The organism is Clostridium sp. 'deep sea' (assembly GCF_014931565.1).
In the GTDB taxonomy this organism is placed as follows: domain Bacteria; phylum Bacillota; class UBA994; order PWPR01; family PWPR01.
In genome coordinates, this window is record NZ_CP063353.1 from 2,868,127 (window position 1) to 2,884,181 (window position 16,055).

The 16,055-nt window shown below is 36.6% G+C and carries 13 protein-coding genes; all 13 read left to right on the forward strand.

What is annotated here, in order from left to right; translation table 11 throughout:
* Window positions 1-216: 216 nt before the first annotated feature.
* Complete coding sequence (locus IMX26_RS13320) at window positions 217-777, forward strand: hypothetical protein (RefSeq protein WP_195158878.1); 561 nt, start codon at window positions 217-219, stop codon at window positions 775-777.
* 268 nt (window positions 778-1,045) lie between these two features.
* Window positions 1,046-2,098, forward strand: a complete 1,053-nt coding sequence (gene thrC, locus IMX26_RS13325) for a threonine synthase (protein WP_207729286.1) — start codon at window positions 1,046-1,048, stop codon at window positions 2,096-2,098.
* Between the two features lie 2 nt (window positions 2,099-2,100).
* Window positions 2,101-3,009 (forward strand): homoserine kinase, encoded by a 909-nt coding sequence (gene thrB, locus IMX26_RS13330; protein WP_195158879.1) that lies wholly within the window; start codon window positions 2,101-2,103, stop codon window positions 3,007-3,009.
* A 161-nt stretch (window positions 3,010-3,170) separates the two neighbouring features.
* Window positions 3,171-5,384 carry a vitamin B12-dependent ribonucleotide reductase gene (locus IMX26_RS13335; RefSeq protein ID WP_279324906.1) on the forward strand — a complete coding sequence of 738 codons (2,214 nt, stop codon included), beginning with the start codon at window positions 3,171-3,173 and terminating at the stop codon, window positions 5,382-5,384.
* A gap of 139 nt (window positions 5,385-5,523) precedes the next feature.
* Entirely contained in the window at window positions 5,524-6,543 is a 1,020-nt protein-coding gene (locus IMX26_RS13340; protein WP_195158881.1) for a bis-aminopropyl spermidine synthase family protein, read from the forward strand.
* A gap of 235 nt (window positions 6,544-6,778) precedes the next feature.
* Window positions 6,779-7,735 carry a DNA-binding protein WhiA gene (whiA, locus tag IMX26_RS13345; RefSeq protein ID WP_195158882.1) on the forward strand — a complete coding sequence of 319 codons (957 nt, stop codon included), beginning with the start codon at window positions 6,779-6,781 and terminating at the stop codon, window positions 7,733-7,735.
* A 162-nt stretch (window positions 7,736-7,897) separates the two neighbouring features.
* Window positions 7,898-8,902 (forward strand): type I glyceraldehyde-3-phosphate dehydrogenase, encoded by a 1,005-nt coding sequence (gap, locus tag IMX26_RS13350; RefSeq protein WP_195158883.1) that lies wholly within the window; start codon window positions 7,898-7,900, stop codon window positions 8,900-8,902.
* Between the two features lie 20 nt (window positions 8,903-8,922).
* The gene (locus IMX26_RS13355; protein ID WP_195158884.1) at window positions 8,923-10,110 is read left to right on the forward strand and encodes a phosphoglycerate kinase; all 1,188 of its coding nucleotides are present in this window, start codon (window positions 8,923-8,925) and stop codon (window positions 10,108-10,110) included.
* An 11-nt stretch (window positions 10,111-10,121) separates the two neighbouring features.
* Window positions 10,122-10,877 (forward strand): triose-phosphate isomerase, encoded by a 756-nt coding sequence (gene tpiA, locus IMX26_RS13360; RefSeq protein WP_195158885.1) that lies wholly within the window; start codon window positions 10,122-10,124, stop codon window positions 10,875-10,877.
* On the forward strand, window positions 10,870-12,372 hold the full coding sequence (gene gpmI, locus IMX26_RS13365; protein WP_195158886.1) for a 2,3-bisphosphoglycerate-independent phosphoglycerate mutase: 1,503 nt from the start codon (window positions 10,870-10,872) through the stop codon (window positions 12,370-12,372). The genes tpiA and gpmI overlap by 8 nt, the downstream gene beginning before the upstream one ends.
* 17 nt (window positions 12,373-12,389) lie before the next feature.
* Window positions 12,390-13,679 carry a phosphopyruvate hydratase gene (gene eno, locus IMX26_RS13370; RefSeq protein ID WP_195158887.1) on the forward strand — a complete coding sequence of 430 codons (1,290 nt, stop codon included), beginning with the start codon at window positions 12,390-12,392 and terminating at the stop codon, window positions 13,677-13,679.
* A 71-nt stretch (window positions 13,680-13,750) separates the two neighbouring features.
* A complete protein-coding gene (gene secG, locus IMX26_RS13375; protein WP_195158888.1) occupies window positions 13,751-13,972 on the forward strand; it encodes a preprotein translocase subunit SecG in 222 nt (73 codons plus the stop codon).
* A gap of 75 nt (window positions 13,973-14,047) precedes the next feature.
* Window positions 14,048-16,006: a sodium-translocating pyrophosphatase gene (locus IMX26_RS13380; RefSeq protein WP_195161405.1), complete on the forward strand. Its 1,959-nt coding sequence runs from the start codon at window positions 14,048-14,050 to the stop codon at window positions 16,004-16,006.
* Window positions 16,007-16,055 lie beyond the last annotated feature (49 nt).

The window sequence follows — 16,055 nt, forward strand, 5'->3', positions numbered from 1 at the left end:
TAAAATTGTATAGTTATAGTAAAAAAGTATTAGTAAAAAATAACTAATACTTTTTTAGTAACCTAATAATTTTGCATCATATATTTGTTTATTTCCTTTATTTACATTTTTATTGATTTAAACTCAGTTTTTCTAATGTATAATAAACTTATAATACTAAGACAACTATAGTTAAAAGTCGTATTTTTTAGATTAAAAAAGTGTAGGAGAATATACATGAAAAAAAAGCATAGCTTTCTAATTGCATTAATTATCTTAGCTATAGTAATAGTTTCAGTTATTAAAAATACTAAAAAAGAACAAGTATTAATGAATGATGTCTACTATAAAAATGAAATAGTTAAGCAACTTAACACAAAAAAGTCAGTAGTCATTTTTGGCACTACGGATATTGAAGATTATCGCTTTGTAGGCTATTTAATTGGTAATACCGTACAGTCGCAAAGATGTTCTTATGCTGTATTTAAGAAGGTAGATACAGACTATTACCAAATAAATAGTGTTATATATTCCAAGAAAATGACTTCCAGAGCACAAGATATAGTAGTATCAAACTTTAGTTTTGTTAAAACGGGGAATACCGCCAGTACGATGTTTTTAATTGTACTTAGTAAAAATGCTAACCTTGCTAAGATAACCTTTGAAATTAAAAATGAAGATAATATCACAATAAAGAAAGTATATATAAATCCTTCTATCACTATTTTTGAATATCCACAGTATGATTTTACTGGTGAGTATTTATTTTATGATAAAGATGGCAACATAATAAGGTAATTGTATATCTACATAAGTTCTAATTTAATCATTTTAAGCTTCTATTTTTACATCTCATAAGCTGTCTACTAAATATTTATTTAAAGAGTATTAAGTAGAATAAATGATTTTACTGAGATAACCAATTAATACCTAAAATAAAAGACATAATCTAAGTCATTCTTAAATAGAGTGGCTTTTTATTTTAATAAATTAAATTAGCCAAAAAAACTCGCAGGAAAATTGAGAAATACAAAGAATTTACATTCTACAAGGGAGCAGTGATATTATGTACAAAGGCGTTATAGCAAGGTATAAAGAGTTTTTGCCAGTAACCTCTAAAACCCCCATTGTTAGTCTAAATGAAGGAAATACACCCCTAATATATGCCGCCAATTTAAGTCAAGAACTAAATATAAATCTTTATTTTAAATACGAGGGTTTAAATCCTACCGGTTCGTTTAAAGATAGAGGTATGACACTTGCTGTAAGCAAAGCCAAAGAACAGGGTGCTAAGGCAATTATTTGTGCCTCTACTGGCAATACTTCTGCTTCAGCAGCAGCCTATGCTGCTCGGGCGGGGCTTAAGTGTTTGGTAGTTTTACCGAAAAATAAAGTAGCTAAGGGCAAGCTAATGCAGGCACTTGTTTATGGAGCTAAAGTTATCGAAGTTAATGGTAATTTTGATCAAGCTTTGGAGCTGGTGCAGTATGCAGCAAAAAAATTTAACATAACTATTGTGAACTCTTTAAACCCCTATAGAATTGAGTGTCAAAAAACAGCCGCTTTTGAGCTATGTGATGATCTCAAAAAATCTCCAAACTATCTCTTTATACCCGTTGGTAATGCTGGCAATATTACTGCCTATTGGCAGGGATTTAAAGAATATTACCAAGCTCAAAGAATAAACACATTACCAAAAATGATGGGTTACCAAGCGGCCGGAGCGGCACCTATTGTAGAGAATAAACTCATTAAAAACCCCGAGACCATTGCTACAGCTATTCGTATTGGAAACCCAGTAAGTTGGCAAAAAGCTATTTTAGCCAGAGACGAATCTGGAGGCAATATAAATACTGTAACCGATAAAGAAATAACCACTGCATACCGCAAATTGGCTTATACAGAAGGTATCTTTGCTGAACCGGGGTCATGTGCAAGTTTTGCAGGGCTATTAAAAGCTCATGCTCAAAAGATTTTAAAACCCCAAAGTACAGTTGTTGCAGTTTTAACTGGTCATGGCTTAAAAGACCCCCAAATGGCAGAGATGCTAAACATGAAAATAGCTAGCATAAATGCCTGTGAAAGTGATCTAAAAACCTTTATTGAAAGGAATCTATAGCTATGAAAATACGGGTGCCAGCTACAACTGCAAACTTAGGAGCTGGATTTGATTGCCTAGGATTGGCACTTGACCTATGGCTACATGTTGAGGCAAAATATAATACCCCAGATATTAAGGTTATTACAACAGGGCAGGGTGGAGAATATTTACCTCAAAATGAACGCAATTATTTCATTAGAACCATTAACGCTATTTTGCGAAAATGGCAAATGCCACCTCTTAAAGGCATCAATCTTTTTGTAAATAATGAAATTCCTCTTTCACGTGGTTTGGGCAGCAGTGCAGCTGTAACAGTTGCAGCTGTAAAAATAGCTTCTCAGCTAGCTAATAAAAGAGTAAGTTCAAGAGAGGCCATTAACATTGCCGGTGAAATAGAGGGTCATGCAGATAATGTAGCTGCCGCTTATTATGGAGGACTGATTTTAACTGGAATGGTTAATAAAGAGGGTTATCAGGTTATTAAGCTACCCCTTAAACAACATGTGCCCTTAGCACTTGTTGCCATCCCCAACTATCGCATGCGTACGGCAGATGCTAGGGCAGTATTGCCTCGTAAAGTTACCCTACGAGACGCTGTATATAATAACAGTAGAACTGGCTTAGCGGTTTATGCATGGACATCTGGAGAATATCGCTTACTTAAAACGGCAATGCAGGACCGTTTACATCAGTTTTATCGTATTGGCATAATGGCGGGAGCTAAAGAAATGTTAGCTATGGCAAACTGCTGCAACAATAATTATGGAGCTGCACTAAGTGGCAGTGGTTCCACCTTAATTGCCTTTGGAGAAAAAAAGGGATTAACAGAGTTACGCACTATATGGCAAAATATTTGGGCAAAACATTCAATATCAGGAACCATAAAAATTATTAAAATATCAAGAGAAGGCGTATCTGTAGAATTATAAACGCTATATGTTGTGTATTTATTAAAAATAACACACTATATATTGTGTTATTTTGTTGAAAAACTCTATATTCAGGTGTTATAATTGATTCCAATCAATTTTTATAAAAGTTAAAATTACAAAATAAACCAAATTTATTACTAAAAACGGAGAGGCGTGTCATAATGAGATTAAGCAACAGTGCTAAAACTGTTTTAGAAAAGAGATACTTAACCAAAGTAAACGGCAAGGTTAATGAAACACCAGAGCAATTGGTGAGAAGAGTTGCTACAAATATTAGTATTATAGATAAAAATTACGGAGCAAATAAAGAGCAAGTTAAAAAAACAGAGCAAACATTTTTTAATTTAATATGGACACAAAAATTTATTCCTAATTCACCTACCTTAATGAATGCAGGCAAAGACCTACAACAACTATCTGCCTGTTTTGTTTTACCCATAGAAGACTCCATGGAAAGCATTTTTGATACAGTTAAAAACGCTGCTTTAATTCACAAAAGCGGTGGCGGAACAGGTTTTTCTTTTTCTCGTTTACGACCTAAAAACTCTACAGTAAAAAGTACTGGTGGAGTAGCTAGTGGCCCTGTATCTTTTATGAAAGTATTTAATGCTGCTACCGAGGCCGTTAAACAGGGTGGTGTTCGTAGGGGAGCCAATATGGCTATTTTAAGAGTTGATCATCCAGATATCTTAGAATTTATTACCTGTAAAGAGAATAGTACAGAGTTAACTAACTTTAATATTTCAGTAGGTATAACAGATGCTTTTATGAAAGCACTTAAAGATAATACAGACTATGAGTTGATTAACCCTCACAATAAAGAGGTTGTTAAAAAGCTATCTGCTACAGATATTTGGCAAAAAATAGTTAGTGGGGCGTGGCATAACGGTGAACCAGGAATTGTTTTTTTAGATCGTTTAAATGCCGCTAATCCAACACCAGAGATTGGCGAAATTGAGAGCACAAACCCCTGTGGAGAACAACCACTTTTACCATTTGAGTCTTGCAACTTAGGTTCAATTAATTTATCTAAATACGTAACTAATAAAGAAATTAACTGGAGTGAATTAGCCCAAACAGTGTTTGATGCTGTTCATTTTCTGGATAACGTTATAGATGCCAATAACTACCCTTTAAAACAAATTGATGAAACTACAAAAAGCAATCGTAAAATTGGTTTAGGGGTAATGGGATTTGCTGATCTACTATTAAAGCTGGAGATACCATATAACTCAGAGCAAGCAGTTGAAATGGCTGAAAAAGTAATGCAGTTTATTCAAGAACAGGGCAGAATAGCATCAACTAAGCTAGCTAAAGTTAGAGGCTCTTTCCCTAACTATGATAAAAGTATATTTAAAAATGGAGAGCCAATGCGTAATGCCACAATTACAACTATAGCTCCCACCGGAAGCATTAGCATTTTGGCTGGTTGCTCAAGTGGAATTGAGCCTGTATTTGCTTATGCCTTTGTTAGAAATGTATTAGATAATGATCGACTAATTGAGGTTCATGCTGCCTTTGAAGATATTATGAAAGAAAAAGGCTATTACTCTCAGTCTTTAATGGAACAGGTTTCTGATAGCGGTAATCTTCATAACACCAGCCTACCTCAAGAGACTAAAGATGTGTTTGTAACAGCCCATGATATAACACCTTATTGGCATATGCGTATTCAAGCTGCCTTTCAAAATCATGTAGATAACGCTGTTTCTAAAACAGTTAACTTTCCTAACGAAGCAAGCCGTGAGGATGTAGCTAAGGTATTTAAGTTAGCGTATGATCATGGCTGTAAAGGGGTTACAATATACCGTGATGGTAGTAGAGATCAACAGGTGTTAAGTGCTGGAATTAAAAGTGAGCCTGCCGTAGTAGAGGGTCACCAAATGACCCTAGATGCAGGTATGCATATTACCCCAAGACCACGACCAGAAGAGACCTTTGGCATTACTAAAAAGTATAACATTGGCGGCTGTGGTAAACTATACGTTACCGTAAACCAAGATGAAAACGGTATTTGTGAGGTGTTTACTAATACTGGCAGTGAGGGCTGTGAGGCACTTGCCGATGCTTTAGCTCGCTTAATTAGTATTACCATACGAGCTGGAATTGATATAGAATCAATCTTAAACCAACTAAAGGGTATTCGGTGTGTAGGCTGTATTGTAGACGATGATACAGATGTACTATCTTGTCCAGATGCCATAGCTCAATCAATTGAGAAGGTTGTAAAAGGCTATGCCAGTTTACAGCTAGACTATATTGGTGGACCTCGTAATGCTGAAATTTGCCCTGAGCCTGGCTGTAATGGATTAGTAGTGCACCAAGACGGCTGTTATATCTGTCGAAACTGTGGATTTACTAAGTGTTCATAGTTAAAATACACCTAAACAAGCTATAATTTTAGATAATAGTTTTATTGTTTAATTAGTTTGTTATACTAAATGAGGGTTGCTTATAAAAAAGTTACCCTCATTCTTTTAATAGATACTTAGAAAAATTGGAGTTGATTAAATGCTAACTAAAGATATCCTTGTACATATTGCTACAGCTGTAACCCTACGAGAGGGTAGTGAAGGGGTAAGAACCTTTTTACGACAGGTGTATCTTAATCAGGGAATTTCTACTAAAGCCTGCTCTAAAAATATTCGATTACCATTACCTATCACAGCTGCCCTAAAAAAGGAAGCTATTAAAGCTAACCTAATAGTTGATGGTGCAACCATGAAACTAACAGAACAGGGTGTTGAGTTTTGTGAAAAAGTTTTAGGTATAAAACAACAAACAGAGCTAGTATGCCCAAGGTGTAGTGGTTTACGGTATGTTATACCTCAAGAATTTCAGCAAGTAATGGAGCGTTTAAAGCTTTACCTATCAATGCGACCACAGGTTGATGTAACATTAGATCAGGCTCATGGAAAACCCATAACTGCTCTAAGAAGGGCTGTACTTGCTTTAGAAAAGGATGCCTTCTTTAATAGAGAAATAGCTTTGTTTGGTGACGATGACTTAGTTTCAGTAGCGCTAATGTTGGTATGGAAACTCATATATGCTGATCAAAAATCACCTAAAATAACTGTTTTTGATATAGATGAAAGGCTACTTGATTATATTGAAAGCATTGCTGATGAGCTAGAAATTGAGATAAACACGGTATTTTATGATGCCAAAAACGCTATAGCGACAGAACACTTAAATAAATTTGAGGTGGCCTTTACTGATCCACCCTATACAACAGAGGGTGCTAAGCTGTTTTTAACCAGAGTTAAACAGCTATTAAAGACCCAAGTTAATTTACCCGTATTTTTCTCCTACGGTCAAAAGTCTCCCCAGGATAACCATGCCGTAATAAGAGTATTAACTGAGTTAGGATTTGCCATAGAAGAGCTAATTCCAAACTTTAACGAATACGAAGGTGCGGCAATACTAGGTGGTGTAGGCCAAATGATGGTACTTAAAAACGCCCTTACAACAAGCCCCAAACTACAAGAATTTAAGGGGTTAATATACACAAAAGAGGTTAAAGAAAAATAACGATAAAAGCTGACCGTATTTAAGGTTAGCTTTTGTTTATTATATATCGCGAAGCCCACCCCGTAACCCAAAGGGATAGCCAAAGCACTCAGCTCCAAAGGGCTACGATGTAAAACAAGTGCAAACCAAAAAAATTGTTTAAAAAGGTTGGTTTATAAGCCGTTCTATTATAATATATAGGGGTAAAATATAGATTAGCTTTTAAGTATGAGATTTTATGATGGGATTGATGCAAATGACATTTACTGCCGATGCTAAAAAAGAATGTGCACGTCTTGAAATGAAAGACCGATGCTGTATTCTTAGTGAATTAGCAGCCTTTGTCAGAATTAATGGTGTTTTAGAGCTAGCTGGAGCTGGTAAATTAGGTATTAGCATGAGTACTGAAAACCCAGCCACTGCAAGGCGTATGTACAAACTTATTAAGTTTGTAATGGACCTAGATACAAATGTATTTGTACGCCGTAAAGTAAAGCTACGCAAAAACTATACCTATATGGTAAGTATTCGTCCATCTACTAAAACCCATGATTTGCTTATCCAGCTAGGTATTATGGATAAAAACTATGCTATTATACCAGGTGTAAGTAGCAAGTTTATGAATTCTCAGTGTTGTAGAAGAGCATACTTAAGAGGAAGTTTTTTAGCATCTGGAGCAGTTAGTGATCCCAAAAGAGGGCGTTACCATTGTGAATTATTAACGCACGACAGCATTCATAAGGATCACTTAAAACACCTGTCATCAATAGAGGGTATACAATGGGGTGAAGTTGAGAAAAAAAATGATATAGTTTTATACCTTAAAGATAGCAGTTTAATAACAGTTCTTTTAAATCTAATAGGTGCAACATCAGCAGCCTTAAACTATGAAAACGCTCGGGTATACAGAGAGGTACGTAATAGAGTTAATCGTTTAGTTAACTCCGAAACAGCAAACCTTAACAAAACCCTTAAGGCGGCTTGGCGTCAGGCAGAAAAAATACAGATTATAGATAAATCTGTAGGACTAAGCACTTTACCAATATCTTTACGTGAGGTAGCTAAGCTTAGGGTAAATAATCCAGAGCTCAGTCTTTCAGAGCTGGCCCTGCTAATGAAAAAACCAATTAGTAAATCTGCTGTGAATTACAGGCTGCGCAAAATTGAACAGTTGGCAGACAGTCTTGAATCAAATTTAAAAGGCAAAGAATAAACTAAAAATGTGGAGTTTAGGATAAATTAATAGTACACTATATAAAGAAGTTTATAATAGCAGTGTATAGCAAATAAACGATAAAAGTCTGCTATATACATAACAATTTGAATAAATAGTTTAAAATCAATTCAAATGAATTACTTTTTAGGAGGATTAGATATGACAGTAAGAGTAGGAATTAATGGTTTTGGTCGTATTGGTCGTCAAGTATTTAGAGTTGCTCACGCTAACCCCCAAGTTGAGGTTGTGGCAATTAATGATTTAGGTTCACCCGATCAAATGGCTTATTTATTAAAGCATGACAGCAACTATGGTTCTTTTGATGCAGAAGTAAAGGTAGAAGGAACAAACCTAATAGTAGACGGCAAAGCAATAAAAATTACCTCAGAGCGTAATCCTGCTGATTTAAAGTGGGGCGAGTTAAACACCGAAATAGTACTAGAGTGCACAGGCATGTTCCGTGATAAGGCAAAAGCCAGTTTGCATATTGAAGCAGGTGCTAAAAAAGTAATAGTTTCTGCTCCTTGTAAAGATGCTGACTACACAATAGTGTTAGGTGTAAATGATGAAGGCTATAAACCAGAAGAACACCATATTTTATCTAATGCATCTTGCACAACAAACTGCTTAGCTCCAGTAGCTAAGGTATTAGATGAAAACTTTGGAATTAAGCGCGGATTTATGACAACTATTCATGCCTATACTAATGACCAGAAAATTTTAGATGGCCCCCATAAAAAAGACTTTAGACGTGCTCGTGCTGCTGCTGTCTCTATAATACCTACCTCAACAGGTGCTGCCAAAGCTATAGGCACTGTTTTACCTCAGTTGGCTGGCAAACTTAGTGGAATGGCAATGCGTGTTCCTACCCCTACAGGTTCAATTGTTGATTTAACAGTAGAGTTAAATAAAAACGTAACAGCTGAAGAAGTTAACAAAGCGTTTGAACTAGAAGCCAAAAACAAAATGAATGGTGTATTAGGTATTAGCTATGAGCCATTAGTTTCAGTAGATTATATTGGCGATAGTCGTTCATCAATTGTAGATGCACTTTCTACAACAGTTAACGATGATAATATGTTAAAAGTTTTATCTTGGTATGATAACGAGTGGGGTTATTCTAGTAGAATGATTGACCTTGCCGTATTTGTTGCCCAAAAATAACCCAATATTAGGAGTATCTAATGAAAAAAAAGTTAGTTAGTGATCTTAACTTGCAAAATAAAAGAGTATTAATGAGAGTAGACTTTAATGTTCCCTTAAAAGAAGGTGAAGTCACCGATGATACTCGTATTCAAGCGGCATTACCAACAATTAAATATATAATTGAACAGGGCGCCTCATTAATACTAATTAGTCATTTAGGAAGACCAAAAGGAAAAGTAAATATCGACTACTCTTTAGCCCCCGTAGCTTTGCACTTAAGTAAGCTTGTAGATACCAAAGTTAGTTTTATCAATAAAACAATTGGTGATGAGGTTAAAGAACAGGTAAAAAAACTACCCAGTGGAGAGATACTTATTTTAGAGAACCTTCGGTTTGATTCCAGAGAAAAGCAAAATGACTTACAGTTTGCTAAAGAACTAGCTCAGTATGCAGATATTTATGTTAACGATGCCTTTGGGGTTAGCCATAGAGCCCATGCCTCGGTTGAGGCATTAGCTAAATTAATGGCAGACAAAGCTGTAGCAGGATTTTTACTCGAAAAAGAAATAGACTATGCTACAAAAATTCTGGAAAACCCTAACAGACCATTTACAGCAATATTAGGTGGAAAAAAAGTTAGTGATAAAATTAAAGTAATTGAGTCACTATTATTAAAAGTAAACAACTTAATAATTGGTGGTGGTATGGCAAATACCTTTTTAAAGGCTATGAATTATGAGGTTGGTAAATCTTTTGTAGAAGAAGATAAAGTAGCGTTAGCTAAAGAGCTGTTAGTTGCAGCCCAAGAAAAGGGTGTTAATATTTACTTGCCAGTAGATGTTATTACAGCAACTGAGTTTTCAGAATCAGCCGAACCCCATTATTTTGATGTAGATAATATACCCCCAAATGAAATGATATTAGATATAGGACCAGCTACCTGTGAAGAGTACTCTGCCATTTTAAAAGAATCTAAATTAGTAGTATGGAATGGTCCAATGGGCGTGTTTGAACTAGATCCATTTTCGGTAGGAACTAGAACCCTAGCTGCCCATTTAGCAGTAAATGATGCAGAGGTAGTAGTGGGTGGTGGAGACTCTGCCGCAGCTGTTAAACAATTTGGTTATGGAGATGAAATGAACCATATTTCAACTGGTGGGGGCTCTTTTTTAGAAATGATGGAAGGCAAAGTGCTACCAGGTTTAGCCGCATTGGCAGATAAATAGGAGTATAAATAATGAGAAAACCAATAATTGCAGGTAACCATAAAATGAATTTAACACCTGCACAAACAGAATCACTCTTAAAAGAACTCAAAAATAACATAGCTAATTATGGGCAAGTAGAAATAATTATTTGCCCACCCTTTACATCTTTAGCTATTGCTAAGATAACAACAGAAAACACCAATATTCAATTAGGTGCCCAAAATGTTCATCAAGCAGAAAAGGGAGCCTTTACCGGTGAAATTTCAGCGCCTATGCTTAAAGAAATTGGCTGTGATTGGATTATATGTGGACACTCAGAGCGTCGTCACATATACCAAGAAAGCAATGAAATAGTAAATAATAAAATTAAAGCAACCTTAAATGCAGGTTTAAAACCAATATTATGTGTTGGTGAAACCAGTGAAGAGCGTGAACAGCATAAAACAAATGAAGTATTGCAGAATCAGTTAAAGGGAAGCTTGGCAGGATTAACAGAAGCACAACTGCAAACACTAGTAGTAGCTTATGAGCCTGTTTGGGCTATAGGTACTGGTAAAACAGCTACCCCTAATGATGCAAATACTGGCTGTAGCTTTATTAGAGAGCAAATAGCTAACATGTATGGAAAAAAACTAGCTGAAAATACTCGTATTTTATATGGTGGAAGCGTTAAGCCAGCCAATGTAAAACAATTAATGAGTGAAATCGATATAGATGGAGCATTAGTTGGTGGAGCTAGCCTCAAAAGTGCTGACTTTACTGCTATAGTTAAATTCAATGAGTAAATCAGCAATACTAATGATACTAGATGGTTTTGCTTTAGGTGAAGATTATGAATATAACGCCATTGCCTTAGCTAAAACCCCCATAATAGATTCATTATTAGAGAAATATCCTTATGCCAAGCTAAAAACCTGTGGAATTGATGTAGGCTTAATGCAGTCACAAATGGGTGACAGTAATGTCGGTCACTTAAACATTGGTGCAGGCAGAGTAGTGTGGCAGATGTTGCCTCGTATTCTACAAAGTATTGAAGAAGATAGTTTTTTTAATCAACATATTTTAATCAATGCAGTAAAAAAAGCTCAGCAAAATAATGAAGCTTTACACCTAATGGGCTTAGCATCCGATGGTGGAGTGCATAGCCATATTCAAGAATTTTACGCGGTATTAGAGCTGGTAAGAAGAAACGGCCCTGTGCCCGTTAAAATGCACCTATTTTTAGATGGCAGAGATGTGCCCCCCAAAAGCGCACTTAACTACATCGAAAAAATAGAGCAATGGATAAGCGAGTACGACTTTGCAGAAATTGCTACAGTTAGTGGTCGTTACTATGCTATGGATAGAGACAAACGCTGGCAGCGTACCAATAAAGCCCTAGATGCATTGCTTAAAGGTAGGGGCTTAAAAGCTAAGTCCGCCGCAGAGGCAGTAGAAAAGTCATATCAAGCAGATACCAGTGATGAGTTTGTTTTACCAACAGTAGTAGTAAAGCAAGATGGCGAAGCTAAAGGTAAAATGGCAGCTAATGAAACAGCAATTTTTATTAACTTTAGGGCAGATAGAGCTCGTCAAATAAGCAAGAAGCTACTAGAATACGGGGTGAATGTAATTGGAATGGCTGAGTACGATGAAAGCCTTAATATGCCAATAATATTTCCTCCTATAGAAATAAAAGATACCCTAGGTAGCGTGGTAAGTGCCGCAGGTTTAAAACAATTACGGGTTGCCGAAACTGAAAAATATGCACATGTAACTTTCTTTTTTAATGGCGGCAAAGAAGAAGAATTTACTGGAGAACACAGAATACTTGTAAACTCTCCTAAGGTTGCTACCTATGATTTACAGCCTGAAATGAGTGCCCCAGAGGTTACCAAAAAACTTATTGAGTATGTGCAAAAAGAAGAACCTGCTTTAGTAGTAGTAAACTTCGCTAACTGTGATATGGTTGGTCATACTGGCATTTTAGAGGCCACCATAAAAGCTGTAGAAACAGTAGATAGCTGTGTTGGAGAGATTCTAAAGGCCATAGATCACACAAAATACAGTTTTGTAATTTCGGCTGATCATGGTAACGCTGACCAGTTGCAAATTGATGGTAAAATAAGCACTAAACATTCCCGTAATGATGTGCCTTGTATTATAATTGATAACCGTGTAACTGAGGTAGAGCAGTTTGGTAGGTTAGCTGATATTGCACCTACAGTATTAAAGCTAATGGGGTTACCCCAGCCAAAGCTAATGACAGGCAGTTCACTTGTGACAAATCAAATAGGATAAATGAGGAGACTCAAACAATGACTAATATTTTTGATATATATGCTCGTGAGGTTTTAGATTCACGTGGTAATCCAACTGTTGAAGTAGAGGTTATTTTAGAGGGTGGAGCTATTGGACGAGCCATAGTACCATCTGGAGCTTCTACTGGTGCTTTTGAGGCAGTGGAATTACGCGATGGGGATCCTGAGTACTTTTTAGGAAAAGGCGTTCAAACAGCAGTTGATAATGTAAACGGCATTATTGCTACTGAATTAATTGGTAGAGATGCTGCTGATCAAGTAGAAATAGACCAAGTGCTTATTAATTTAGATGGTACCCCCAACAAAGCTAAGCTTGGAGCTAATGCAATATTAGGGGTTTCATTGGCAGTTGCTAGGGCAGCTAGTGATGCTTATAATATGCCTCTTTATAAATATATTGGTGGTGTACAAGCCAGAACCCTGCCTGTACCTATGCTCAATATCTTAAACGGTGGAGAACATGCCGACAATAACGTAGATATTCAAGAGTTTATGGTTATGCCTGTAGGAGCATCTTCAATTAATGAAGCGGTTAGAATGGGTGCAGAAATTTTTCACAACTTAAAAAAGGTCTTAAAAGCCAAAGGCTTAAATACTGCTGTAGGTGATGAGGGTGGATTTGCTCCTAACCTAGGCTCTAACGAAGAGGCTTTGCAGGTAATAATTGAGGCTATCGAGAAAGCCAACTATCAACCTGGCGAACAGGTTATGTTAGCACTTGATGTTGCCTCAACCGAAATCTATAATGAAGATACAAAAACCTATGAATTTTCTGGTGAAGGCGTTTCTCGAACTGCTGAGGAACTAGTAAGTTACTATGAAGAACTAGTTAATAAATACCCAATTATCTCTATTGAAGATGGTATGAGTGAAGAGGATTGGTCTGGCTGGAAACTAATGACAGAGCGTTTGGGTAATAGAATTCAAATAGTTGGTGATGACTTATTTGTAACTAATACTGAGCGACTAGCAAAGGGTATTGAGCTAGGTGTAGCTAATTCAATATTAATAAAGGTTAATCAAATAGGAACTTTAACAGAAACCCTAGAGGCTATAAAAATGGCTGAGCGTGCTGGCTACACCTGTGTTATGTCTCATCGCTCTGGTGAAACAGAAGATACAACCATAGCAGATTTAGCTGTTGCTACTGGAGTAGGGCAAATAAAAACTGGTGCTCCATCACGTACAGATCGTGTTGCTAAGTACAATCAATTAATGAGAATTGCAGATTATTTAGATATTTCAGCAATTTATCCAGGAAAATCAACATTTTATAATTTGAAATAGTAAAACTTATTGTCACTTTAAGATAGTTGTGTTAAAATACAGACCTGTAAACAAACTTAGGAGGTGGGTAAATGAATATCGTATTACATGTGGTTCTTGTCGCCTCAGCATTAGTATTAATCGCTAGTGTGTTACTACAATCAGGACGCGCAGCAGGATTGGGCGCTATCGGTGGAGGAGCAGATCAATTTTTTGGTCAGGGAGAAAAGCTTGATCGAATATTTTCCAGGGTCACAACTGCTTCCGCTGTTTTGTTTATGATAAGCACACTAATGATAACCGTTTTGCAGTAGGCGGATTATGCCTCGACCCCACGGGTTAGGGGCATTTATTATGTACTAATTTATCCCGGAGGAAACATAATGGATATGAAAATGATTCTTTGGCTCGCTCCAGTACTTGGAGCAATAGCGCTTGGATTCGCCCTAATTCTATCTTCAAGCATTAATAAGCGAGATGCCGGAAATAAACGCATGCTTGAAATCGGTAAGGCAATTCAAGATGGTTCTATGGCGTTTTTAAAACGTGAATATCGTACTTTAGCAATATTCGTTGTTCTCGTTTTTGGTGTTATTGTATGGAAAATTAAACTTGAAACTGGTATTGCATTTTTAGTGGGTGCTTTATGTTCAGTATTGGCTGGTTACATAGGAATGAATGTAGCTACAAGGGCTAATATTAGAACCGCAAGTGCAGCTCGTAAGGGGTTAAACCCTGCCTTAAAAGTTGCCTTTACAGGTGGTACTGTAATGGGTATGTCTGTTGTAGGTTTAGGTTTATTGGGTTTAGGTGTTCTTTACTATATTTATCGTGATGCTACTATAGTAAACGGTTTTGCCCTTGGTGCTAGTTCAATTGCCTTGTTTGCTCGTGTTGGTGGTGGAATATTTACTAAAGCCGCTGATGTAGGTGCTGACTTAGTAGGTAAAGTAGAAGCTGGTATTCCAGAAGATGACCCTCGTAACCCTGCTGTAATCGCAGATAACGTTGGTGATAACGTGGGTGATGTAGCTGGTATGGGTGCTGATTTATTTGAATCTTATGTTGGTTCTTTAATTGCTGCTATTGCAATTGGAACAACTGTTTATAATATGAATGGTGTATATTTACCATTACTAATAGCTGCAATTGGTATTGTTGCCAGTATCATTGGTAGCCGTTTTGTAAAAACAAATGATGACAGTAAAATTCAATCTGCATTACACAATGGTGTATATATTGCTGGTGCTTTAACCCTAATAGGTTCTTACTTTGCAGTTACTCAAACTGTTGGTGATATCAATGTATTTTGGGCTATTGTAGCTGGTTTAGTTGGTGGAATTGTTATTGGACAAGTTACCGAGTATTACACAGGTGCAGAACACAAACCAGTACAGTCTATTGCGGAGGCCTCTAAAACTGGTCCTGCAACCAATATTATTACAGGTTTGTCTGTAGGTATGAAGAGTACTGCTATCCCTGTTTTAATTATTTGTGCTGCTATCTACATCTCATTTGAGTTTGCTGGATTATATGGCATTGCTTTAGCTGCTGTAGGTATGTTAGCTACAACTGGTATTACAGTTGCAGTAGATGCATATGGTCCTATTGCGGATAACGCTGGTGGTATTGCTGAAATGGCCGAGTTAGGTGAAGATGTAAGAAAAATTACAGACTCTTTAGATGCTGTAGGTAACACAACAGCTGCTATGGGTAAAGGCTTTGCAATTGGTTCTGCTGCTTTAACAGCATTGGGATTATTCTCAGCTTACTCCAAAACAGTTGGTTTAGAAGGTATTAACCTCTTAGACGCAAAAGTAATCATTGGCTTATTTATTGGTGGTATGTTACCGTTCTTATTCTCAGCTATTACCATGCAGGCTGTAGGGAAATCTGCTTTTGATATGATAGAAGAAGTAAGACGTCAGTTCCGTGAAATTCCTGGAATCATGGAAGGAAAAGGTAAACCAGACTATGCTCGCTGTGTAGATATTTCTACTAAAGCCGCTTTAAGAGAGATGATTATTCCTGGTTTATTGGCTGTAATTGTACCTGTTTTAGTAGGTATGACTCTAGGAGCTGAGGCTTTAGGTGGTTTATTAGCTGGTGCTTTAGTTGCTGGATTAATGATGGCTATTATGATGGCTAATGCTGGTGGTGCATGGGATAACGCTAAAAAGTATGTAGAGGGCGGAGCCCATGGTGGTAAAGGTACAGAAACACATGCTGCATCAGTTGTAGGTGATACAGTAGGTGATCCATTTAAGGATACCTCAGGACCATCTATTAATATCTTAATTAAGTTAATGACAATTGTTGCTTTAGTATTTGCACCATTGTTTATGTAATAAATAACACAAAAGACTGCTCATATAAAGTGGGTGGTCTTTTTTTACT

Coding starts and splice junctions, on each gene's coding strand:
- IMX26_RS13320 (WP_195158878.1), top strand. CDS start 217: ATGAAAAAAAAGCATAGCTTTCTAATTGCATTAATTATCTTAGCTATA.
- thrC (WP_207729286.1), top strand. CDS start 1,046: ATGTACAAAGGCGTTATAGCAAGGTATAAAGAGTTTTTGCCAGTAACC.
- thrB (WP_195158879.1), top strand. CDS start 2,101: ATGAAAATACGGGTGCCAGCTACAACTGCAAACTTAGGAGCTGGATTT.
- IMX26_RS13340 (WP_195158881.1), top strand. CDS start 5,524: ATGCTAACTAAAGATATCCTTGTACATATTGCTACAGCTGTAACCCTA.
- whiA (WP_195158882.1), top strand. CDS start 6,779: ATGACATTTACTGCCGATGCTAAAAAAGAATGTGCACGTCTTGAAATG.
- gap (WP_195158883.1), top strand. CDS start 7,898: ATGACAGTAAGAGTAGGAATTAATGGTTTTGGTCGTATTGGTCGTCAA.
- IMX26_RS13355 (WP_195158884.1), top strand. CDS start 8,923: ATGAAAAAAAAGTTAGTTAGTGATCTTAACTTGCAAAATAAAAGAGTA.
- tpiA (WP_195158885.1), top strand. CDS start 10,122: ATGAGAAAACCAATAATTGCAGGTAACCATAAAATGAATTTAACACCT.
- gpmI (WP_195158886.1), top strand. CDS start 10,870: ATGAGTAAATCAGCAATACTAATGATACTAGATGGTTTTGCTTTAGGT.
- eno (WP_195158887.1), top strand. CDS start 12,390: ATGACTAATATTTTTGATATATATGCTCGTGAGGTTTTAGATTCACGT.
- secG (WP_195158888.1), top strand. CDS start 13,751: ATGAATATCGTATTACATGTGGTTCTTGTCGCCTCAGCATTAGTATTA.
- IMX26_RS13380 (WP_195161405.1), top strand. CDS start 14,048: ATGAAAATGATTCTTTGGCTCGCTCCAGTACTTGGAGCAATAGCGCTT.